This window comes from Nonomuraea sp. NPDC049028, assembly GCF_043197735.1.
GTDB lineage: Bacteria > Actinomycetota > Actinomycetes > Streptosporangiales > Streptosporangiaceae > Nonomuraea.
The window spans coordinates 418,196-441,502 of sequence record NZ_JBICTR010000002.1; the positions used below are offsets into that span (position 1 = coordinate 418,196).

9 protein-coding genes are annotated in these 23,307 nt (G+C 72.6%); 5 read left to right on the top strand and 4 right to left on the bottom strand.

Annotation, left to right across the window (positions count from 1 at the left end; genetic code table 11):
* Positions 1-34: 34 nt before the first annotated feature.
* Genes ACGFJ2_RS08260 through ACGFJ2_RS08270 form a run of 3 tightly spaced genes read right to left on the bottom strand, consistent with a single transcriptional unit; the run spans position 35 to position 3,841 of the window.
* Positions 35-1,189: a cysteine desulfurase family protein gene (locus ACGFJ2_RS08260; protein ID WP_393466029.1), complete on the bottom strand. Its 1,155-nt coding sequence runs from the start codon at positions 1,187-1,189 to the stop codon at positions 35-37.
* A 39-nt stretch (positions 1,190-1,228) separates the two neighbouring features.
* Positions 1,229-2,113: a hypothetical protein gene (locus ACGFJ2_RS08265; RefSeq protein WP_393466032.1), complete on the bottom strand. Its 885-nt coding sequence runs from the start codon at positions 2,111-2,113 to the stop codon at positions 1,229-1,231.
* A 21-nt stretch (positions 2,114-2,134) separates the two neighbouring features.
* Positions 2,135-3,841, bottom strand: a complete 1,707-nt coding sequence (locus tag ACGFJ2_RS08270) for a condensation domain-containing protein (RefSeq protein ID WP_393466035.1) — start codon at positions 3,839-3,841, stop codon at positions 2,135-2,137.
* A gap of 273 nt (positions 3,842-4,114) precedes the next feature.
* On the opposite strand from ACGFJ2_RS08270, the gene ACGFJ2_RS08275 reads away from it, so the two are divergent.
* Genes ACGFJ2_RS08275 through ACGFJ2_RS08285 form a run of 3 tightly spaced genes read left to right on the top strand, consistent with a single transcriptional unit; the run spans position 4,115 to position 7,137 of the window.
* Complete coding sequence (locus ACGFJ2_RS08275; protein WP_357647193.1) at positions 4,115-4,354, top strand: phosphopantetheine-binding protein; 240 nt, start codon at positions 4,115-4,117, stop codon at positions 4,352-4,354.
* Positions 4,355-4,363: 9 nt separating this feature from the next.
* Entirely contained in the window at positions 4,364-5,917 is a 1,554-nt protein-coding gene (locus tag ACGFJ2_RS08280; protein WP_393466038.1) for an acyl-CoA ligase (AMP-forming), exosortase A system-associated, read from the top strand.
* Positions 5,914-7,137: a pyridoxal-dependent decarboxylase, exosortase A system-associated gene (locus ACGFJ2_RS08285; RefSeq protein ID WP_393466041.1), complete on the top strand. Its 1,224-nt coding sequence runs from the start codon at positions 5,914-5,916 to the stop codon at positions 7,135-7,137. Before ACGFJ2_RS08280 ends, ACGFJ2_RS08285 begins: the two co-directional genes overlap by 4 nt.
* A gap of 117 nt (positions 7,138-7,254) precedes the next feature.
* Here ACGFJ2_RS08285 and ACGFJ2_RS08290 read toward each other — a convergent pair whose 3' ends face one another.
* Positions 7,255-8,628: a condensation domain-containing protein gene (locus ACGFJ2_RS08290; RefSeq protein WP_393466044.1), complete on the bottom strand. Its 1,374-nt coding sequence runs from the start codon at positions 8,626-8,628 to the stop codon at positions 7,255-7,257.
* 445 nt (positions 8,629-9,073) lie between these two features.
* Here ACGFJ2_RS08290 and ACGFJ2_RS08295 point away from each other — a divergent pair, with 445 nt between their 5' ends.
* Positions 9,074-17,767, top strand: coding sequence for an SDR family NAD(P)-dependent oxidoreductase (locus ACGFJ2_RS08295; RefSeq protein WP_393466047.1), 8,694 nt, complete (start codon positions 9,074-9,076; stop codon positions 17,765-17,767).
* On the top strand, positions 17,757-23,282 hold the full coding sequence (locus tag ACGFJ2_RS08300; RefSeq protein ID WP_393466051.1) for a type I polyketide synthase: 5,526 nt from the start codon (positions 17,757-17,759) through the stop codon (positions 23,280-23,282). The genes ACGFJ2_RS08295 and ACGFJ2_RS08300 overlap by 11 nt, the downstream gene beginning before the upstream one ends.
* Positions 23,283-23,307: the final 25 nt, after the last annotated feature.

A 23,307-nucleotide genomic window follows, 5' to 3' on the forward strand; every position in this document is an offset into this window, starting at 1 on the left:
GCGGGCCCGCCCCCGGCGGGCCCGCTGCCGTACGTCATGTGGCCTGCATCGCGACCGACACCTCGGCCAGGTCCAGGGCCCGCTCGCAGACCAGCTCCACACCCCGCACCAGCTCGTCGAACGCCATGCGCGGGTCGAGGCACATCCGGATGGAGCTGTTCGCGTCCTCGGCGCTCACCCCGATCGCCGTCAGGACGTGTGACGGCTCCTGGGAGTCGGAGTTGCACGCGGACCCGGTGGACACGGCCACGGTACGCAGGCTGGAGACCAGGCTCTCCCCCCGGACCCCGGGCAGCACCAGGTTGAGCACATGAGGCACTCCGTTGAGCGGATCGCCGTTGATCCGTACTCCCGGGAGCCGGGTGGTGATCAGTTCGAGGGCCGCCTCGCGCAGCCGTACGGCCCGCATCCAGTCGTCGTCGAGCCGCCGCAGCGCCAGCTCGCACGCCTTGCCCAGCCCCACCACGAGGTGCGTCGGGATGGTCCCGCTGCGCAGCTCGTACTGGCCGCCGCCGTACGTGATCGGCCGCAGGCGCACGCCGGGCCGCACGTACAGGGCGCCGATGCCCTTCGGGCCGCGCACCTTGTGCCCGGAAATGGACAGCGTGTCCACGCCGGCCTCGACCACGTCGATCGGGATCCGGCCGGCCGCCTGGGCGGCGTCCACGTGCAGCAGGCAGCCGACCTCGTGGCAGAGCGCGGCCAGCTCCGACATCGGCTGTATGGTGCCGATCTCGCTGTTGACCAGGGCGGCCGTGGCGACGCGGGAGTGGACGTCGAGCTGGTCGGCCAGCCGGGTCAGGTCGATCAGCCCGTCCTGGCGTACCGCCATCGTGCGGGTCTCGATGCCCCGCCCGGCCAGCGCCCGGCCGATGGCCAGCGCGGACTTGTGATCGGTCGGGCAGAACAGCGCGTTGACGGGCGCGCGCTCCTCATGGGCGAACATGCCCAGCAGCGCGATGTTGTTGCTCTCGGTCGCGCCGGAGGTGAAGACGATGCCGCGCGGATCGGCGCCCAGGAGCTCGGCCACGGACACGGCGGCGAGGTCCACCGCGCGGCGGGCCCGCTTGCCGAGGACGTGCGGCGAGGACGGGTTGCCGAAGTCCTCTCTCAGGTACGGCAGCATCGCGTCGACCACTTCGTCGTCCACGCGGGTGGTGGCGCAGTTGTCCAGATAAATGATCTTCATGGGCGGCCCGTCACTTTCGGTGGTCCGTCTCGCGCCGCGTCAGCTCCTGAACGTGCTGACCGTCACGAGCTTCGAGTAGATCTCGTCCGTGGACATCTCCCCGCTCCCGCCGGGGTCGGCGATGATCACCAGCATGTCCGACAGGCGGTAGAGCTCCAGGGCGATGTCGACGCCCGTCTGGACGGGTGCGAGACACTCGCCAGGCGCGAAGATGACGATCGCCCGGTAGCCGGCGTTGTGCACCTCGGAGATCATCTCGGTGATCTCGCCGGCGCATCCGGTGATGCCGCAGCTGATCAGCGTGCGGTAGTTGCCCTCGTCGTCGAGGAAGGCCACCTCGGTGTCCTTCGTACCCGAGTCGAGGAACCGCTTCTCCAGCCGCCCCTGCTTGACGAACCGGTCGGCGGCCTTCTGGAAGCGGTACTTGAGCCAGGTCTCGGGGAAGGCCAGCGGGTGCTTGCGGCTCGGCAGCACGCGGTCAGTCCCGAATCCGGCCTCGCCCAGGATCCGCTCGTACTCCGCTGGCAGCCCGGTGAAGCGCTCGAAGAACTCCGCCCGCAGCTCGCTCGCCGGGCGGCCCGACGTGGGGACGTACTGCCAGTCGTTGACCAGCAGGAGCAGCCGTGCGTCGGTGCGGGTCCGCGCGTACGACTTGAGGAGGTCGGTCGACAGCTGCCAGCTGTACTCCGGGAAGATCCCCACCCGGCCGGCTATCCGACGCCGCATCACATCGGACTCTTGCGCCCCGATGACGCCGGGGACGAGCTTCCCCTCGTCCTCGAAAAGCATGAAATGGCCGCCCATGACGACCAGGTTCTCTATGCCGGAGGCGGTCAGCTCACGGTCTATCAGCCGGCGCAGCTCCTCTTCGGAGCCGACGAGCTGGTGGCTCTTGGATACTCGGGCGGCGAGCGCGTCTGTCATGGTGGACCACTCCAGGGTGGGTCAGGGCTGGGTGAGTACGTGCCTCGGAGACTCGATGACGGCTTCCGGGGTGATCTCAGGGGTCAGCTTGCGGGCCAGCGCCCGCAGCGGCTGGGGGCCGGTCAGGTGGTGGACGGAGGCGCCCGCCCATCCGTGGGCCGCCAGCAGGGCCAGGACCCGGGGGATCCGCAGGGCCCGGCCGCCGGCGAGCGTGTAGCTGTCGGACAGATCCACCTCGCCGAGCCCGTTCACCTGCCGGACGACCTCGGCGAGCGCCTGCTCGGCCTCGGGGGCGCTCTCGGGTGTTGTGTCGGGGGCGGGTGTGCTGCGGGTCGCCGGTGCGCTGAAGGCGGCGAGGCGCGTGACGTCGCTGATCCGGATGTCGGCACCGGCGAGCAGGACGGTCTCGTAGCCGCGCAGGAAGCGCTCCATGTCACCGGCTCCCATGACCGAGGACCGGGCGTGGAAGCCGACGACGACCGCGTCACGCCACTCGTCGATCCTGAAGTACGTGTCCATCTCCTCATACGCCCAAGCCGTCGGCACCGTCTTCCAGGCGAACGTGGTGCGCCGGGCCCGGGCCTCGCTGGAGCGCTGCTTGATGAAGTTGACCTCCGACCCGAGGCGTACCGGCCGGCCACGCCGCGATCCCTCGCGCGACACCAGCTCCACGACCTGGTCGTAGGGCACGGACGAGTGCGTCCGGGCGAGCTCGAAACGCTCGGCCACCCGGCGCAGCAGCTCCGCGAACGTCGGGTCGTCGTGGCAGTCGACGGTCACCAGCATCGGCGCGAACATGCACGTCATCACGCCCGCGTACGGGCCGGGCTCGCGGTTGCCGGAGAACGACAGGTGCGCGACCGTCCCGAGGCCGGTGTAGGCGGCCATCATGGCGGTGTACGCGGTCACGTGGACCAGCGACGGCCACACCTGGTCCGCGGCGGCGATCCGCCGCACGGCGTCGAGCAGCGAAGGAGACGTCAGGGTCGCACTCCGCGCCACCGGCTCACGATCAGGCGTCAGCGGTCTGCCGTCGAGCGCGACCGGCTCGCGGTCGGGGAGCGTCGGGTCGCCGTCGGGGGTGCGTCGGGCGGCGAACGGGTCGGCCGGGAGACGGCCTATCTCCGTGCCCCAGTACGCCAGGGAGCGGGCCGCCACGGCGGTGGCCTCGGCCGACGACTCGTGCCGGGCCAGGTCCGACGGCTGGTTGCGGACGGGTTCCAGCGCGGCCGGTCGCCGGGAGCTGAAGCCGGCGCATTGGACGGTGAGCTCGCGCTTGATCTCCCGGACCGTCCACGCGTCCACGGCCAGATGGTTGAGCACCAGGACGATCTGCTTGGGGACGCCGCCCGTGGTGATGACGCAGGCGCGGATCGGCCAGTCGGTGTCGAGGCGGAAGTCGGTGGTGCCGAGCCGTTCGACGATCTCGGCGGGAGCGGGGGTGCCGTCGCGTTCGGTGGTCGCCAGGAGGATCGGCAGCGCGGCCGGCGGGTGCACCTGCCGGCGCGGCTCCGGCCCGGGGTCGAGGTGGTACGTGGTCCGCAGCGACTCGTGGCGGCGCGTCAGGTAGTTGATCGCCGCGCGGCAGTTCGCCACCGTGACGTCGTGCGGGATGGCGAGCCGCAGCACGATGTGCGTGTCATGCCGTTCGCCCGGCGGCAGCCGGTGGTATTTCAGCCACATGTAACGCTGGCCCCAGCACAGATTCGCGTTCTTCGCGGCGGACAACTCAGCCTCCCCATGTGCGCCGGTCGCCGGTTAATGTGTTTCATAATCTGCGCCGGTCAGGGGTGCGACAACCGGGCGCCGATGACCGGCTCCGGAAGGCGATTACCTGCCAATGGCTGCGGCGGCTTTTCGAGAATGGCGGTCTTGACGCGTCGTCGCGCATTCGGCCAAGCTCGGAGCGAACAGCATGGAGCGGCTCGGCTTTCGGCCTGAGGTGGCGCGGTGACTATGTTGGAAATACCACCCGAGTTTCAGAATATTCTGCGCTCGCATTTGCCGTACGCGGACGCGGGCGACTTCTCCGCCTCCGACGAGCTGGCGGGCCTCGGGCTCGACTCGATGGGGGTCGTGCGGTTGCTGGCCGACATCGAGGACCGCTACGACATCGAGCTGCCCGACGACCTCCTCAACGAGGAGACGTTCGACACCGTCGGCTCGCTGTGGCAGGCCCTGTCCGCGCTCATTCACCCCCAAGGAACCGTCGGTGATGAGCGAGCGCCGTTACGAGTGTGAGGATCGCCGATGCTGACGCGAGTCGACGACGTGGTGCGGTGCGGCGACCCTGATCGCCCCGCCGTGACGTACCAGGACGAAACGCTCAGCTACGGCGAGCTGGCCCGCCGCGTCGGCCAAGCCGCGAGCGGGCTGCGCCGTCTCGGGCTGCGCCGGGGTGAGCGGGTCGTCGTCTACCTGGAGAAGCGGATCGAGACCGTCGTCGCCATGTTCGCCGTGTCCGCGGCCGGCGGGGTGTTCGTCCCGGTCAATCCGCTGTTCAAGCCGCAGCAGGTGGGCTACGTGGCCGCCGACTGCGGGGCGGTCGCGGTGGTCACCTCGGTCGAGCGGCACCGCCTGGTCGGCGCCCGGCTCCAGGAGGTGGAGTCGCTGCGTCACCTGATCCTCATCGGCGACCGGCCGCGCGTCCCAGAGCCGTTGCCGATCACGACCTGGTCCCAGCTGTGCGCCTCCGACGACGAGGTACCGGCTTCTGAGGAGGCGATCGACGCCGACGTGGCCGCGATCCTCTACACCTCGGGCAGCACCGGCAACCCCAAGGGCGTCGTCCTGTCGCACCGCAACCTGCTCGCCGGCGCCCAAAGCGTCGCCCACTACCTCGGCCACACCCGCGACGACGTGGTGCTCGGCGTGCTCCCCCTGAGCTTCGACACCGGCTTCAGCCAGCTCACCACCTCCTTCATCGCGGGCGCGCACGTCGTCCTGATGAACTACCTGGTGCCCGGCGCGGTCGTCCGCCTGTGCGCCCGCCACGGCGTCACCGGGCTGACCTGCGTACCGCCGCTGTGGCTGCAGCTCGCCACGCAGACCTGGCCGGAGGCGGCCACCCGTCGCCTGCGCTACTTCGCCAACACCGGCGGGCGCCTGCCCAAGCCCGCGCTGGACTCGCTGCGGGCGACGTTCCCGCAGGCCAGGCCGTACCTCATGTACGGGCTGACGGAGGCCTTCCGCTCCACCTACCTCGACCCCGAGCAGGTCGACCGCCGGCCCGACTCGATCGGGAAGGCGATTCCCAACGCGGAGATCCTCGTCGTACGCCCGGACGGCGGCGTCTGCGAGCCCGGCGAGAAGGGGGAGATCGTGCACCGTGGCGCGCTCGTGGCGCTCGGCTACTGGAACGACCCCGAACGCACCGCCGAACGGTTCCGCCCCTACCCGCCGGGCGGCAGCCCATGGGGGAGCGAGCTCGCGGTCTGGTCAGGCGACGTCGCCTACCGCGACGACGAGGGATTCATCTACTTCGTGGGACGTACCGACGAGATGATCAAGACTTCCGGATACCGGGTCAGCCCCAGCGAGATCGAGGAGGCGGCCTACGCCACCGGGCTGGTGGGCGAGGCGGTGGCGTTCGGCGTCGCCGACGACACGCTCGGCCAGCAGGTGGTGCTCGTCGTCAGCGGGCCGGGCGGCGCGTCGTGCGACACCGAGACGCTGGTCAAGGCGCTCGAACGCGACCTGCCGCGCTACATGGTCCCGCGCCGGGTGGTGGCGCGCGACCGGCTGCCGAGATCGGGCAACGGCAAGTTCGACCGTACGGAGCTGCGCAGGTCGGTGACCTGGTGACCGCCATCCCGAGCGGCTGGTACGGCAGGTACGACAGCCAGCTCACCGTGGGCGGTATCCCTGTGGAGCGGCTGGCCGCCCGCGTGGGGAGCACGCCGTTCTTCGCCTATGACCGGGAGCTGGTCAACCGGCGGGTGGCGTCGGTACGCGCGGCCCTGCCCGAGGACGTCGAGCTCAGCTACGCGGTCAAGGCCAATCCGATGCCGGCCCTGCTCCAGCACATGAGCGGCCTGGTCGACGGCTTCGACGTGGCCTCCGCGCAGGAGATGCGGCACGCCCTCGACACCCCGGCGGCCGCCTCGCGGATCAGCTTCGCCGGGCCCGGCAAGTCCATGGCCGAGCTGACGCAGGCGGTCGCCGCCGGCGTCACCGTCGAGCTGGAGTCCGAGCTGGAGGTGGAACGGGTCCGGTCGGCGAGTGCCGCCGTGGGCGTGCCCGCGCGGGTCGCGCTGCGTGTCAATCCCGACTTCGCGATCCGCGGGTCCGGCCTGCGGCTGGGCGGCGGGCCGCAGCAGTTCGGCATCGACGCGGAGCGGATCCCCGCCGTCCTGGCCGGGCTGACCGGTGTTGACCTCGATTTTCAAGGTTTCCATGTGTTCGCCGGGTCGCAGAACCTGCGGGTCGACAACATCTGCGAGGCGCAGCGCCGTACCGTCGAGCTGATTCTCGGCTTCGCGGACGCGGCGCCCGGGCCCGTGCGCTACGTCAACATCGGCGGCGGCTTTGGCATCCCGTACGCGCTGCGCGACCGGCCGCTCGACCTCGGCCCGATCGGCGACAACCTGGCGCGGCTGGTCGACGCGCTGGTCCAGCCGCGGCTGCCGGAGGCGCGGCTCGTCGTCGAGCTGGGGCGCTATCTGGTCGGCGAGGCCGGCGTGTACGTCACGCGCGTGGTGGACCGCAAGGAGTCGCGCGGCAAGGTGTTCGTCGTCGTGGACGGCGGCCTGCACCACCAGCTCGCGGCCTCGGGCAACTTCGGCCAGGTGATCAGGCGCAACTACCCGATCGCGGTGGGGAACCGGATGGACGACCCGCCCGAGGAGCCCGTGACCGTGGTCGGCTGCCTGTGCACGCCGCTCGACCTGCTGGGGGACGACGTCTCGCTGCCCAAGGTGGGGGTGGGGGATCTGATCGTGCTGTTCCAGGCCGGTGCGTACGGGCTGACAGCGAGCCCCACCGCGTTCCTGAGCCACCCGGCGCCCGTCGAGGTGCTGGTCTGAGCCCGGAATGAAAGCAGGCCCGCAGTGTCACTGCGGGCCCTTTGGCGGGTGCTTTGTCGCTGTGAGCGGGATCCGTGGGCCGGCGCGGCGGGGGCTGTCGCGCCGGCCCACGGACGTCTAGTGCGGCGGCGCCGGTACCTCAGAGGGGAACAGCGACGGCGGCAGGCCCTCGCTCCTGGCGCTCCACAGGTCCTTCAGGCACGTCTCCGGATCGGTCGCCGCGAGCTGTACGCCGAGCGCCATCGCCCGCAGGATGTCGGTCACGGCCTCGGGCGGGATGATCGTCGGATCCGCGAGCAGCATGACGCTGGTGAGACCGCCCTGGACCGCCACCCGCACCCGGAACGCCTGACCGTACTGCTGAGCCAGCGGCGTCCAGACCAGCTCGGCGGGGGTCGGGTCGGCGGGGTTCAGCGGGGCGCGGTCGATCTGCATGTAGTTGAACCAGCTGCGGAACAGGTGGTTGAACCAGCAGTCGTGCCCCGGCTCCTGCCCGCTGTGCGTGGCCGCGTCGGCGGCCAGCGCGGCGACGCGGTCGAAGTCGTAGCAGGAGTAGCGGTACGTGCGCGCGCTCGCCCAGTGCCAGCGCTTGACGTGCTCGGCCAGCGTGGCGCCCGGATCGACGGTGGCGCTGACCGGGATGAGCTGGTTCATGGTGCCGACGACGTGCTGGTGCTCCTCGGCGAACCGGTTGGAGGCCATCAGGCTCATCGTGACCCGGTCGGTGTCGGTGTGCCGGGCCAGGCCGGCGGCGATGAACGCCATCAACACCGCGGGCGGTGTCACGCCATGGCGCTTGGCGGCCTCGGCGGCGAGCCCGCCCAGGCGGCGTGAGTGCAGCGTGGCCTCGATCCGGTTCCGCTCGGCGCGGGCGGGGAGCGTGGGCAGCTCGTCCATCAGGCCGTCGGTGAGCACGCGCCGCCAGTAGCGTTCTGAGCTCTCCTGCTGGCCGCGCCACGACTCGTCGCGCTGCTGCTGGGCCAGCTCGCGCAGGGTGGGACCCATCTGCGCGTCGGCATCCGGGTCGACCACCAGGGCGCGGAACTGGTCCTGCAGATGATGGATCGACCACACGTCCACGATCAGGTGGGAGAACGACAACGCCAGGAAGACCGGGGCCCCGTCGGTCGTGACGAGCACGCCGCGCCAGGGCAGCGCGTCGGTCATCGGGAACGGAATCGTGGCCAGCTGCTCCTTCGTACGCTCCGGGTCGCCGCGGTCGGTGACCGCGCGGTCCACGTGCTCGACCGGCGGCGTCACCGTCCGGTGGACGCGCTGCACGGGTTGTCCGTCTCGTACGTGGTAGGTGGTGCGCAGGCATTCGTGCCGGTCGACGAGCCGCCGCAACGCCGTCGTGACCCGGTCCAGGGGAAGGCCGCGCAGGTCCCAGGTCGTGGGCAGGTTGGCGTCCCGCATCCAGTCCTCGGGGTAACGCTCCACTTCTCGCCAGCTCCATAGCTGGCCATTGCTCAGGGGGGCGTCGACGGGCATGTGGTCTCCTCGTGAGCTGTTGCGGACCGCTGACAGTGGCCCCGCCGACGGCTCTCCACCGCGCACGTACTGCGGATCGCACCGAGCGCCCGGTAAAAGGCTTTATCTATTTCGGCTCGGCAGAAGTCTCAGGCCAATGTCGCTACCTGTCCCACACAGGATGCGAACCGCCTACACCTATGTCAACGCGCCCGCGCTGACAGCTTCTGCCGGAAACAATGTGCCAGCCCGTGGCCGTGGTCCGGAAAGGGCGCGGCGATTAGGGTCACAGCAACTATTCAAAGCGATCGTCTTTATGGAAACCGGCACTGTCTTGTTGGTGATGCCCGAAGCTTGAGGTGGCGCATTGATGGTTGGTGAGTCGATTCAGCCAAACGGCATGACGGCCGGGGAAGCCGGCCGGTCGCGGACCGGTCGCGTTTCGTCCGCCGTGGAGCCCGTCGCCGTGGTCGGTGTTTCCTGCCGGCTTCCTCAGGCCGCCGATCCCGGACGGTTCTGGCAATTGCTGCGCGAAGGCGTGGACGCTGTGACGGCCGTGCCCGAGGGCCGGTGGCCGGACGGGTCGGCCGGGGACCGGTCGGACGGGTCGGCTGCGGCGTACCGGCGTGGCGGCTTCCTCTCCGAGGTCGACCGCTTCGACGCCGCCTTCTTCGGGATCTCGCCGAACGAGGCCGCCGCGATGGACCCCCAGCAGCGGCTCGTGCTGGAGCTGGCCTGGGAGGCGCTGGAGAGCGCGCGCGTGCTGCCTTCCCGGCTGAGCGGGAGCGGCGCCGGGGTCTTCCTGGGGGCGATCTCCAACGACTACGCGGCGCTGCAGGACCGCGTGGGGGCCGATGGCCTCGGACGACACGCCTACACCGGGGCGAACCGGGCGATCATCGCCAACCGCGTCTCCTACTTCCTCGGCCTGCGGGGGCCCAGCCTGACGCTCGACGCCGGGCAGTCCTCGTCGCTGCTGGCCGTACAGATGGCCTGCGAGAGCCTGCGGCGCGGCGAGACCGGGCTGGCACTCGCGGGCGGCGTGAACCTCAACCTGCTGGCCGAGACCACCGCCGCCATCGGCAACTTCGGCGCGCTGTCGCCGGACGGCCGCTGCTACGTCTTCGACGGCCGGGCCAACGGCTACGTGCGCGGAGAGGGCGGGGCGCTCGTCGTACTCAAGCCGCTGTCCGCGGCGCTCGCCGACGGCGACCCCATCCGGTGCGTGATCCTCGGCGGCGCCGTCAACAACGACGGCGGCGGCGACGGACTCACCGTGCCGAGCCGGCGGGCGCAGGAGGAGGTCATCCGGCTGGCTTGCGAGCGCGCCGGCGTGGAGCCGGGCGACGTCCAGTACGTCGAGCTGCACGGCACCGGCACGAAGGTCGGCGACCCGATCGAGGCCGCCGCCCTCGGCGCCGCCTACGGCCCCGACCATGCGGATGGCGAGTCGCCGCTGCTGGTCGGATCGGTGAAGACCAACATCGGACACCTCGAAGGCGCCGCCGGGATCGCGGGCCTGGTCAAGGTCGTACTGAGCCTGGAGCAGCGCGAACTGCCGCCCAGCCTGAACTTCGAGACGGCCAACCCGGACATCCCGCTGGACGAGCTGAGGCTGGAGGTCGTACGCGACACCCGCCCGTGGCCGCGCGCCGACCGGCCGCTCGTCGCGGGCGTCAGCTCGTTCGGGATGGGCGGCACGAACTGCCACCTGGTGCTCGGGGAGGCGCCGCGGAGCGAGTACGGGGTTCGGTCGGCGAGCGAGGACACGCCTTGGGTGCTGTCGGCACGCTCAGCCCGAGCTCTCAGCGCCCAGGCCGAGCGGCTGCTCGCCCACGTCGGCCCGCCGGTCGGCTCGCCTGCTGGCTCACACGTCGGGCCCCATACCGGTGTCGAGGGCGGTGCTGTGGCGCTGGCGTTGTTGCGGAGTCGCGCCGTGTTCGAGCACCGGGCGGTGCTTCTGGGCACCGACCGGCAGGCGGGGTTGGCGGCGCTGGCGGCCGGGCGACTGGACGAGTCCGTGGTCACGGGGTCGGTGGTCACCGGGTCCGTGCCTGGTGGGCGCCGGGTGTTCGTTTTTCCGGGGCAGGGGTCGCAGTGGCCGGAGATGGCTCGTGATCTGCTCGCCGGTTCGCCGGTGTTCGCGGCGCATGCCGAGGCGTGCGCCGGAGCGCTCGAACCGTTCGTCGACTACGCGCTGCTCGACGTGCTGCGTGGGGCGCCGGGCGCGCCCGGTCTCGACCGGGTCGACGTGGTACAACCCGCGCTGTGGGCCGTCATGGTGTCGCTCGCCGGCCTGTGGCGCTCGTACGGCGTCGAGCCCGAGATGGTGATCGGCCACTCGCAGGGCGAGATCGCGGCCGCCACCGTCGTCGGCGCGCTGTCCATGCCCGACGCGGCCAGGGTCGTGGCCCTGCGCAGCCGCGCCATCGCCGGGATCGCCGGGCGCGGCGGGATGATGTCGATCGCCGCCCCCTTGGACGTGGTCGAGTCTGCGATCCGCTCGCTGGCGGGGCACGTGTCCATTGCCGCCTACAACGGGCCGAGGTCCGTGGTCGTCTCCGGGCGACTTGAAGCGCTCGACGACCTGGGGCGGCGGCTCACCGACGACGGGTACCGCACCAGGATCATCCCGGTCGACTACGCCTCGCACTCGGCCGAGGTCGAGGAGATCCGCGACGAGGTGCTGGCGGCGCTGGCACCCGTACGGCCGGTAAGTGCGGGGACGCTGTTCATCTCGACGCTCACCGGCGAGCCGATCGACACGGCCGAACTCGACGCCGACTACTGGTACCGCAGCCTCCGGCAGCCGGTCAGGTTCGCGCAGGCGACCCGGCGGGCGCTCGACCACCAGGGCGGCCTGTTCGTGGAGTGCAGCCCGCATCCGGTGCTCGGGGCCGGGATCGAGGAGACGGCCGAGGAAGCGGACCGTGAGGCCGCGGTCATCGGGACGCTGCGGCGGGGTGAGGGCGGGCTGACGCGGTTCCGGCGCTCCCTCGCCGAGGCGTACACGCGAGGGGCCGAGGTCGACTGGACCGGACCCGATCCGGTGGCGGGGGCAGAGCTGGTGGAGCTGCCGACGTACGCGTTCCAGCGCGAACGCCACTGGCCGTCGCTGCCCGCCGACGCCCGGCGCCCCACGGCACAGACGCTCCCGGGGGACACCCGGCGCTCGACGACAAAAACAGGCCCCGCAGGTGGCGGCAGCGGCCATGGCCCCGGTTCGGTGGGTGGCGGGCTTTCGCCGCGTGAGGTGCGTGAGCTGGTGCTGACCGTCCTGGCCGGGTTGCTCGGGTACGAGGACGCGGCCGGTGTGGAGCCGGGCAGGACGTTCAAGGACCTCGGGCTCGAATCGGCCACGGCGGAGGACCTCAGGCACCGGCTGCGGAGCGCGACCGGGCTCCGGCTGCCGACCAGCCTGCTGTTCGACCACCCGACCCCCGATCTGCTGATCGCCCATCTGCGGACGCTCCTCGACGACGCCGGATCCGCAGCGTCGGCCGCCGCCCATCAGAGCGACTCCGCCACGCCCATGCCCCTCGACGACGCGCCCGCAGACGATCTCGTCGGGGACCCCGGTGGCGGTCTCGTCGGCGGCCTCAACGGTGACCTCGCCGACGATCCCGACGCGATCGCCATCGTGGCCATGGGATGCCGGTACCCCGGTGGAGCCGACTCGCCCGAGGAGCTGTGGCGGCTGGTCAGCACCGGCACCGACGCGATCACCGAGTTCCCCGCCAACCGAGGCTGGGATCTGGACGCGCTGTTCGCGGCCGGGTCCGACCGGTCGGGCACCAGCGACACCAGGTACGGCGGTTTCCTGCACGACGCCGACCGGTTCGACGCCGCGTTCTTCGGCATCAGCCCGCGCGAGGCCACCGCCATGGATCCCCAGCAGCGGTTGCTGATGGAGGTCAGCTGGGAGGCCGTCGAGCGGGCCGGGTTCGACCCGGCGGGGCTGCGCGGGTCGGCCACCGGTGTGTTCGTGGGCGCCATGGCCTCCGACTACGGTCCCCGGCTGCACCAGGCCACGGGGACGGTCGACGGGCACCTGCTGACAGGCACCGCGCTCAGCGTCGCGTCCGGGCGGATCGCGTACGCGCTGGGCCTGCGCGGGCCCGCCATCACCGCCGACACGGCCTGCTCCTCGTCGCTGGTGGCGATCTTCCTGGCTATGCAGGCGCTGCGGCGCGGTGAGTGTTCGCTGGCTCTGGCCGGCGGCGCGACCGTGATGTCCAGCCCGGGGATCTTCGTCGAGTTCAGCCGCCAGTCGGGGCTGGCTCCCGACGGCCGGTGCAAGGCGTTCGCGGCGGGCGCGGACGGTACGGGCTGGGGCGAGGGCGCCGGGATGCTGCTGCTGGAGCGCCTGTCCGACGCGCGCCGCCAGGGGCATCCGGTGCTCGCCGTGATCCGGGGCGGCGCGGTGAACCAGGACGGCGCCAGCAACGGCCTCACCGCACCGAACGGCCAGGCCCAGCAGGAGGTGATCCGGCAGGCACTGGCCGACGCCGGGCTCGCCGCCGCCGAGGTGGACGCGGTGGAAGCGCACGGCACCGGTACCCGGCTCGGCGACCCGATCGAGGCCGAGTCGATCATCGCCGCGTACGGCGCGGACCGCGACCCCGGACGGCCCGTCTGGCTCGGCTCCCTCAAGTCGAACATCGGCCACACACAGGCCGCGGCCGGAGTCGGCGGCGTCATCAAGATGGTGATGGCGATGCGACACGGGACGCTGCCGCGCACACTGCACGCCGACGAGCCCACGCCGCACGTGGACTGGAGCGGTGGCGCGGTACGACTCCTCACCGAGCCCGTCGAACTGCCCGACGACCGGCCGACCCGGGCCGCGGTCTCCAGCTTCGGAATCAGCGGCACGAACGCTCACCTGATCCTGGAGCGGGCCCCCAAGACGGGGTACGCGGTCCCGGAGACGGGGCGTGCGGTCCCCGAGTCGGCGTACACGGTCCCCGAGACCGGGCGTGCGGCACCCGAGTCGGCGTACGCGGCCCCTGAGACGGCGCGCGCGGACGCCGAGACGGCCGCGGCGCCGCTGGTTTGGGCGTTGTCCGCGAAATCGGCGGCCGCGCTCGAAGCGCATGCCGCGCGCCTGCGCGACTACGCCACCGACGCCCCCCAAGACGACCTGGCCGCCGCCGGACACCTGCTGGCCCGCCGGGCCCGGTTCGCGCACCGTGCGGTGGTGGTGGCCGCGGACCGGGACGAGCTGGTGGCGGCCCTGGCGGCGTTGGCCGCGGGTGAGCCGCACGCGGCGGTGACCAGCGGCACGGCGCTGCCGGACATCCGGCCGGTGTTCGTCTTCCCCGGCCAGGGCTCGCAGTGGACAGGCATGGCGGTGGACCTGCTGGACTCCAGTGAGGTGTTCAGCGAGTGGATGACCCGCTGCGACGCCGCGCTCGCCCCGTACACCGGCTGGTCCGTCGTGGCGGCCCTGCGCGCGGGCGAGCTGGTGGGCTCGGAGGTCATCCAGCCGGTGCTGTTCGCGGTGATGGTGTCGTTGGCGGAGGTCTGGCGGTCGCTGGGCGTGGATCCGGCGGCGGTGGTGGGGCACTCGCAGGGTGAGATCGCGGCGGCCTGTGTCGCCGGGGCGCTGACGCTCGACGACGCGGCGAAGGTGGTCGTGCTCCGCAGCCAGGCGCTCGTCAAGCTGGGCGGAACCGGCGGGATGCTCGCCGTGGCGCTGCCCGCCGATGAGGTCCGGTTGGAGCCGTGGGCGGACCGCCTGTGGGTGGCCGTGCGGAGCGGGCCGGCCAGCACGGTGGTCGCCGGGGACCTGGACGCGTTGGACGAGTTCGCGGCGGCGTGCGGCGAGACGGTCCGCGTTCGGAAGATCGGCATCGACTACGCCTCGCACACCCCGCACGTCGAGGTGCTCCGCGACGAACTGCTCGCCAGCCTGGCCGAGGTCGCGCCGCGGCCGACCGACGTGGCCTTCTGCTCGTCCATGGCCGCCGACTTCGTCGAGCCGACCGGGCTGGACGCCGACTACTGGTTCCGCAGTCTTCGCAATCCCGTACGTTTCGAGCAGGCGATCAAGGCGTTCGCCGGAGACGGCGCCCCGCTGTTCATCGAGGCCAGCCCGCATCCGGTGCTGACCGGCCACATCCAGGACACCCTGGCGGCCACGGGCGCCCCCGGCGGCGCCACCGGGACGCTCCGCCGCGACGACGGCGGCCGGCGGCGCCTGCTGCTGGCGGCGGCCCAGGCGTACGTAGCGGGCGCCGACGTGGACTGGGCGGCCGTCGATCCGGCCCCACACCATCACGTGGATCTGCCGACCTATCCCTTCGAGCACACCAGGTACTGGATCAACGAGAGCCCACGGGCCGGTGGGCCGCGGCACCCGATGCTCGACGCGGTCGTGCCCGTGGCGGGCGACGACGGGTTCCTGCTCACCGGGCGGCTGTCGCGCGGCGCGCTGCCATGGCTGGCCGACCACGCCGTGGACGGCGGCGTACTGCTGCCTGGCACCGCGTTCGTCGAACTGGCCCTGGAGGCCGCCGCGACGGCCGGGTGCGACGAGATCGAGGACCTGACGCTGGAGGCGCCGCTGCCGCTGCCCGAGACGGGCGCGGTCCAGGTACAGCTCGCGGTCGGCGGCGCCGACGCCGAGGGCCGCCGCGACCTCACCGTCTACGGCAGGACGGCGGACGACGACGAGGCCCGATGGACCCGCCACGCCAGCGGCACCCTGACCGCAGGCGCGGTTGGCGCCGGTGAGTGGCTTGCCGTCTGGCCGCCCGTGGACGGTGTCGAGATCGACCTGGACGACGCTTACGAGCGGCTCGCGGAGCGCGGCTACGAGTACGGTCCCGCCTTCCAAGGGCTGCGCGCGGCCTGGCGCGTGGACGGCGACGCGTACGTCGAGGTGGCGCTGCCGGAGCCGATCCGCACGGACGCGGGCCTGTTCACGCTCCACCCAGCCCTGCTGGACGCGGCGCTGCACCTGCTGGTGCTTGAGTCGGCCGAGGACAGCGGGGCGCTGCTGCTGCCGTTCGCGTGGAGCGGGGTGCGGGTGTCCGCGCTCGGCGCCGAGGTGTTGCGGGTACGGATCGCGGCCGGGGACGGCGACCGGGTCTCGCTCGACATCCATGACAGTGCGGGCGACCGCATCGCCGGGGTGGACGCGCTGACCCTGCGCCCGGTGCCGAGGCACGGGGCCGTCACGCGCGGCCCGTCCGACGCCGCCTCGTACACGCTCGACTGGATCGACCTGGCGGTGTCCGCGATGGACCCGGCCGAGCAGCGCTGGGCCGTGGTGGGCTACGACGAGTTCGCCGACGAGATCGGCGCGGCGGTGGACGCCCCGCGTTACTACGACCTCGCGTCCCTGACCGAGATGACCGTCGGGGAGATGCCGAGCACCGTCCTGGTGCCGTACCTGCCCGAGGCCGACGCCGACGACGTGCCCTACGGCGTGCGCGACGGCATCTACCAGGCGCTCGACCTGGTGCAGGGCTGGGTGGGGGACGAGCGGTTCGCCGGGTGCCGGATGGTGTTCGTGACCAAGGGTGTGTTCCGGCCCGGGGGAGCGGACGTGGCGGGCGTGGTGGCCGGGCCGGTGTGGGGGCTGGTGCGGTCGGCGCAGGCCGAGCATCCCGGGCGGTTCGTGCTGGTGGACGTCGACGCGGCCACCGTCGACTGGGGACTGGTGGCGGCGGCGGTCGCGGCTGGCGAGACACAGCTGGTCGCACGGGATGGAAAGGTTCTCGTCCCGCGCCTGATCCGTCGTACGGCCGACGCCCCCGAGCTGTTCGACGCCGGTACGGGCACCGTCCTGGTGACGGGTGGCACCGGCAGTCTCGGCGCCCTGGTGGCGCACCGCCTTGTGGAGCGGCACGGCGCCAAGGACCTCCTGCTGGCCTCCCGCCGCGGCCCCGAAGCGAGTGGCGACCTGGTGGCCCGGCTGGAGGCGCTCGGCGCGCGGGTGACCGTGGCGGCGTGCGACGTGTCGGACCGCGACTCGCTCGCCCGGCTCCTGTCCGGCGTCCCGGCGGAGCGCCCGCTGGTGGCCGTGGTGCACGCGGCGGGCGTACTTGACGACGCCACGGTGGAAGGGCTGTCGGCGCAGCGGCTCGACTCGGTGTTCGCCCCGAAGTCCGACGCCGCCTGGTACCTGCACGAGCTGGCCCCGGAGGTCCCGCTGGTGACGTTCTCCTCCGTGGCGGGCGTGATCGGCAACTCCGGGCAGGCCAACTACGCCGCCGCCAACGTGTTCCTCGACGTACTCGCGGCACACCGGCGCGGCCTCGGCCTGCCCTCCGTGTCGGTGGCCTGGGGCCTGTGGGAGACTGCGGACAGCGGTATGACCGGAGCGCTGTCGGCGGCCGACACGGCCAGGCTGGCCCGGTCGGGCATCGCGCCGCTGACCGCCGAGCAGGGGCTGGAGCTCTTCGACAGCGCGATCACCGCCCCGGCCGAGCTGGTCGTCGCCGCCAGGTGGGACACCGCCGGGCTGCGCGCCAGGGCCGAGGCGGGCGAGCTGCCGCCCGTACTGCGCGGCCTGGTCCGTACGCCCCGCCGGACCGCCGCCGCGAACGCCACAAGTGCCCCCATGCGGGCCGGGGCGGCCGGCATGGCCGAGCGCCTGGCGAAGATGGCGGAGGCCGAGGCCCGCGTCCACCTGGCGGACATGGTCCGCTCGCACGTCGCGGCCGTGCTCGCGCATGGCAGCGCCGGCAACGTGGACATGGACCGGGCCTTCAACGAGCTCGGCTTCGACTCGCTGACCGCGGTGGAGCTGCGCAACCGGCTGAACAGCGACACCGGGCTCCGGCTGCCCGCGACCCTGGTCTTCGACCACCCCACGGTCACGGCGCTGGCCGAGTACCTCTTCCGTACCCTCGCCCCCGCCGCGCCGTCGCCCGAGGACACGCTGCGCGGTGCGGTCGAGCGGGTCGAGTCGATGCTGACCAGCGCGCACGGCGACGCCGAGGCCATTCGCGGCAAGCTCGTCGCCATCGCGCAGAGCGCCGTCACCAGGTTCGGTGCCGGGCTGATGACCAGGTTCGGCGCCGGGTCCAACGGTGCCGCGGAGAAGATCGATTCCGCCTCGGACGAGGAGATCTTCGCGTTGATCGACGACCAAACAATGACGTCTCCTCTGAGGTCCTCTCTGGAAAGGCCCGACCATGGCGACTGAGGAACAGCTGCGCAATTACCTGAAGAGGGTGACCGTCGAGCTCACGGAGACTCGGCAGCGCCTCACCGGGATGGAAGACCGTCGCCACGAGCCCATAGCGATCGTCGGGATGGGATGCCGGTTCCCCGGCGGGGTGGCGGGGCCCGAGGACCTGTGGGAGCTGGTGGCCTCCGGTGCGGACGCGATAGGCGACCTCCCCACCGACCGGGGCTGGGACGAGAACCTCTATGACCCCGACCCGGAGGCCCTCGGCAAGTCGTACACCCGGCAAGGCGGCTTCCTGCCCGACGCCGGCGACTTCGACGCGCCCTTCTTCGGGATGAGCCCGCGCGGCGCGCTGGCCACCGACCCCCAGCACCGGTTGTTCCTGCAGACCTGCTGGGAGGCGTTCGAGCGGGCGGGGATCGACCCGGCCACGCTGCGCGGCAGCCAGACCGGCGTGTACGCGGGCAACATGTACAACGACTACTCCCTGCGCTACACCGGCGGTGCCGTGCCGGAGTCGGTCGAGGGCGTCCTGATGGTCTCCAGCGCCTCCAGCGTGCTGTCCGGCCGGGTCTCGTACACCTTCGGGCTGGAGGGCCCGGCGATCTCGGTCGACACGGCCTGCTCGTCGTCGCTGGTCGCGATGCACCTGGCGGTCCAGGCGCTGCGGCGCGGCGAGTGCGCGCTGGCCCTGGCGGGCGGCGTGACCGTGATGGCCACGGCGGACCCGTTCATCGAGTTCTCGCGGCAGCGCGCGCTGTCGCCGGACGGCCGGTGCAAGTCGTTCTCCTCCTCGGCGGATGGCGCCGCCTGGTCGGAGGGCGCCGGCGTGCTCGTGCTGGAGCGGCTGTCGGACGCGCGGCGCAACGGCCGCCGGATCCTCGCGCTGATCCGCGGCTCGGCCGTCAACCAGGACGGCGCCAGCAACGGCCTCACCGCCCCGAACGGCCCCTCCCAGGAACGCGTCGTCCAGCAGGCACTGGCCGACGCCCGGCTCGACACGCGGGACGTCGACGCCGTCGAGGCGCACGGCACCGGCACCCGGCTCGGCGACCCCATCGAGGCCCAGGCGCTGCTGTCCACGTACGGCCGCAACCGCGCGGCCGACCGCCCCCTCTGGCTCGGCTCGGTCAAGTCGAACATCGGCCACACCCAGGCCGCCGCCGGCGTCGCCGGTGTGATCAAGATGGTGATGGCGATGCGGCACGGCGTGCTGCCGCCCACCCTGCACGTGGACGAGCCGACCCCGCACGTCGACTGGTCGGCCGGCGGCGTCGAGCTGCTGACCGAGGCCAGGGAGTGGGTACGCGGCGAGCAACCGCGCCGGTTCGGCGTCTCGTCCTTCGGCATCAGCGGTACGAACGCGCACCTCGTCATCGAGGAGGCCGAGGAGAGCCCGCGTACGGACCAGGAGCCGCCCGTCGTCAACGGCCCGCTCGCCTGGGTGATCAGCGCCCGCGGCGGCCGGTCGCTGCGCGCGCAGGCCGCCCGCCTGCACGAGCTTGTAACCTCAGCCGACGCCCCCGAGGCAGTGGACGTGGCTCGGTCGCTGGTCACCGGTAGGTCGCTGTTCGAGCACCGCGTCGTCGTGGTCGGCGCGGACCGGGACGCCCTGGCCGCCCGGCTCGGCGACTTCCTGGCCGGCCACCCGGTGGCCGAGGTGGTCGCGGGCGCCGCTCAGGAGAAGCCCAAGCTCGCCTACCTGTTCACCGGCCAGGGCGGGCAGCGGATCGGCATGGGCCGCGAGCTGGCCGCCGCGTCGCCGGTCTTCGCCGAAGCGCTCGCCGAGGTGTGGGCGGAGCTCGACGAACACCTCGACCGGCCGCTGCGCGAGATCGTGTGGGCCGAGCCCGGCACTCCCGAGGCCGACCTGCTGAACGAGACCCGCTACACCCAGCCGGCGCTGTTCGCCTTCGAGGTGGCCGCCTTCCGGCTGCTCGCGGCGCTCGGCGTGACGCCCGACCACGTCGCCGGGCACTCGGTGGGCGAATACGCGGCCGCGTACGTCGCCGGGGTCTGGTCGCTGGCCGACGCCGCCCGGCTCATCACCGCGCGCGCCCGCCTGATGCAGGAGCTGGACACGCCGGGCGCGATGGTCGCGATCGAGGCGACCGCCGAGGAGGTGGCGCCGACCCTGGCCGGACAGGAACACCTGGTGTCAGTCGCCGCCGTCAACGGACCGGCCGGCGTCGTCGTGTCCGGCGCGGAGGAGCCGTGCCTGGCGGTCGCCGAACACTGGCGCGAGCTCGGCCGGCGGACCAGGCGGCTGGCGGTCAGCCACGCCTTCCACTCGCCGCTGATGGAGCCCATGCTGGCGGACTTCGCCACCGAGCTGGCGGGCGTGGAGTTCCACGAGCCGCGCATCCCGTACGCCCCCAACCTCCCCGACGGCTCCTGGGCCGAGCCCGGCTACTGGGTGGAGCAGATCCGGCGGGCCGTCATGTTCCACGCCACGATCGGCCGGCTCGAAGCGGACGGCGTGGACACGTACCTGGAGGTCGGCCCCGCCGCGGTGCTCTCGGCCATGGCGCATGAGTGCGTCACCGAGGCGGACACTCCGATCCTCGCCTTGCACGGCAAGCGGCTCGCCGAGCCTGATGCGCTGATCGGCTGCCTGGCTCGGGCGTGTGTGGCGGGGGTGGCGGTCGGCTGGTCCGCGCTGTTCGGCGGCGGGGCGCGGGTGGACCTGCCGACGTACGCGTTCGACCGGGAGCGGTACTGGCTCGCCCCGCCCGCGCGCGCCGCCGACGTGTCGTCGGCCGGACTGCGCCAGGTCGGTCACCCGCTGCTGGAGGCGGCGGTCGACGTGGCCGACGACGGGGCGATGGTGCTGACTGGGCGGCTGTCGCTGGCCGACGCGCCCTGGCTGGCCGATCACGTGATGCTGGGGGCGGCTGTGCTGCCTGGTGCCGCGCTCGTGGACCTGGTGCTGGAGGCGGGTGGTCAGCTCGGCTGCGATCTGGTCGAGGAGCTGATGTTCGAGGCGCCGCTGGTGCTGCCCGAGCGGGGTGGCGTGGCGGTACAGGTCGTCGTGGGGCGGCCCGAGAGCGGCGATGTGCAGGGTGGCCTCCAGGGTGGAGGATCCCGGTCTGTGCGGATCTACTCGCGGCCGGCCGGAGAGCCGGAGGCCGCGTGGACCTGCCACGCCTCGGGCATGATCGGCGCGGACACGGCCCCCGACGCGAGCGTGCTCGCCTGGGCGACGGCCTGGCCGCCCGCGGGCGCCTCGCCGGTCGCGGTCGAGGGCGCCTATGAGCGGCTGGCCGACGCGGGCTACGACTACGGGCCCGCCTTCCAAGGTTTGCGGGCGGTGTGGCGCCAGGGCGAGGAGCTGTTCGCCGAGGTCGCGCTGGCCGATGACGTGGACGTGGCCGGGTTCGGCCTGCACCCCGCGCTCTTCGACGCGATGTTCCACCCGATGCTGATCGCCGATCCGAGTGACGAGCTGCGGCTGCCGTTCGAGTTCCGCGGCGTGCGGCTGCCCGCCGCCGGAGCCAGGGCGCTCCGGCTCCGCCTGTCGCGGTCCGGCCCCGCCATCGAGGCCGCCGACGCCGCTGGCCGGCCGGTCTTCTCGATGGAGTCGCTGCGGGTACGTACGGTCCCGGCGGCGGCGCTGTCCGGTACGACCGGCGGCCGCACGGACCCCGTGCCGCACGGCGTCGACTGGACCGAGGCCACGGTCGAGCCGGTCAACGACGGCGCCCGGTGGGTCTCGGCCGGGGAACCGGTGCCGGGGCTGGACGCGTACCCGGATCTCGGCGCGTTCGGTGCCGGGCAGGACGGGGCCGGTGCCGGGGAGCCGGTGCCGGACGTCGTGGTCGTCTCCCTCGCGGCGGCTCCGGGAGCGCCGGTGCCTGTCGCGGTGCGTGAGCTGACCGGGCGGGTGCTCGGGCTGGTGCGGCAGTGGGTGACCGAGGAGCGGTTCGCCGGCAGCAGGCTGGTGTTCGCGACCCATGGAGTCTTCGACCCCGCCGGTGGCGGGGCCGGGAGTGTGGTGGCCGCGGCGGCGTGGGGGCTGGTGCGGTCGGCGCAGGCCGAGCATCCGGACCGGTTCGTGCTGGCGGACGTGGAGGCGGGCTTCTCCGCCTGGAAGCTGGTAGCCGCCGCCGTCGCGGCGGGTGAGTCGCAGCTGGCCGTACGCGAGGGGAAGGTGCTCGTCCCGCGCCTGGCGCGCAGGGAGACCGGCTCCGCCGCCCCGGACATGGGCCTTTCCCAGGGCACTGTGCTGGTCACCGGGGGGACGGGCGGTCTCGGTGCGCTGGTCGCGCGGCGGTTGGTGGAGCGGCACAGCGTGACGGACCTGCTGCTGGTCTCGCGGCGTGGAGCCGAGGCGCCAGGGGCAGGCGAGTTGGTGTCGACCCTGACGGGCCTCGGGGCGCGGGTCGCGGTGGCCGCGTGCGACGTGTCAGATCGCGACGCTCTGGCCGTACTGCTGGCCTCGATCCCCGAGGACCGCCCGCTGACCGGCGTCGTACACACCGCGGGCGTGCTGGACGACGCGACGGTCGAGGGGCTGTCGGAGCGGAAGCTGGAGACGGTGTTCGCCCCCAAGGCGGACGCGGCGTGGCACCTGCACGAGCTGACCAGGGACGTCCCGCTGACCTCGTTCGTGCTGTTCTCGTCGCTGGCGGGCGTGCTGGGCAACGCCGGGCAGGCCAACTACGCGTCGGCGAACGTGTTCCTGGACGCCCTGGCGGCGCACCGGCGCGGCCTCGGACTGCCCGCCGTGTCCGTGGCCTGGGGCCTATGGGACACCGGCTCGGGCATGGGCGGCACGCTCTCGGCGGCCGACACGGCCAGGCTGGCCCGCTCCGGTATCGCGCCGCTGAGTGTCGAGCAGGGGCTGGAGCTGTTCGACGGCGCGCTCGACGCGTCCGAGCCGCTGGTCGTCGCGACCAGGTGGGAGGCGGCCGGGCTCAGGGCCAGGGCCGAGGCGGGTGACCTGCCGTCGATGCTGCGCGGCCTGGTCCGCGCGCCACGCAGGACGGCCGGCGCCGCGTCGGGCACAACGGGCGGAGCGGGCGTGCTGACGGAGCGGCTGGCCGGTCTGACCGAGGCCAACGCCCGGCGGCAGGTCGCCGACCTGGTACGCGGGCACGTGGCCGCCGTCCTGGCGCACGGCAGCGCGGACGCCGTCGACGTGGACCGGGCCTTCAACGAGCTGGGCTTCGACTCGCTGACCGCCGTCGAGCTGCGCAACCGGCTCAACGCCGACACCGGGCTGCGGCTGCCCGCGACCCTGGTCTTCGACCACCCCACGGTCACCTCGCTGGCCGAACACCTCTACAAGACGCTCGCCCCCGCCGCGCCGTCACCCGAGGACACGCTGCGCGGCGCGCTCGAACGGGTCGAGACCATGCTCACGAGCGCCAACGGCGACGCCGAGGCCATCCGCGGCAAGCTCGTCACCATCCTGCAGAGCGCCCTGACCAGGCTCGGCGCCGGTCCGAACGGCGGGGACGGCGTGGTGGAGAAGATCGACTCCGCCTCCGATGAAGAGATCTTCGCACTGATCGACAACGCACTCTAGATCACCGGTACCTGCGAAAGGCGAC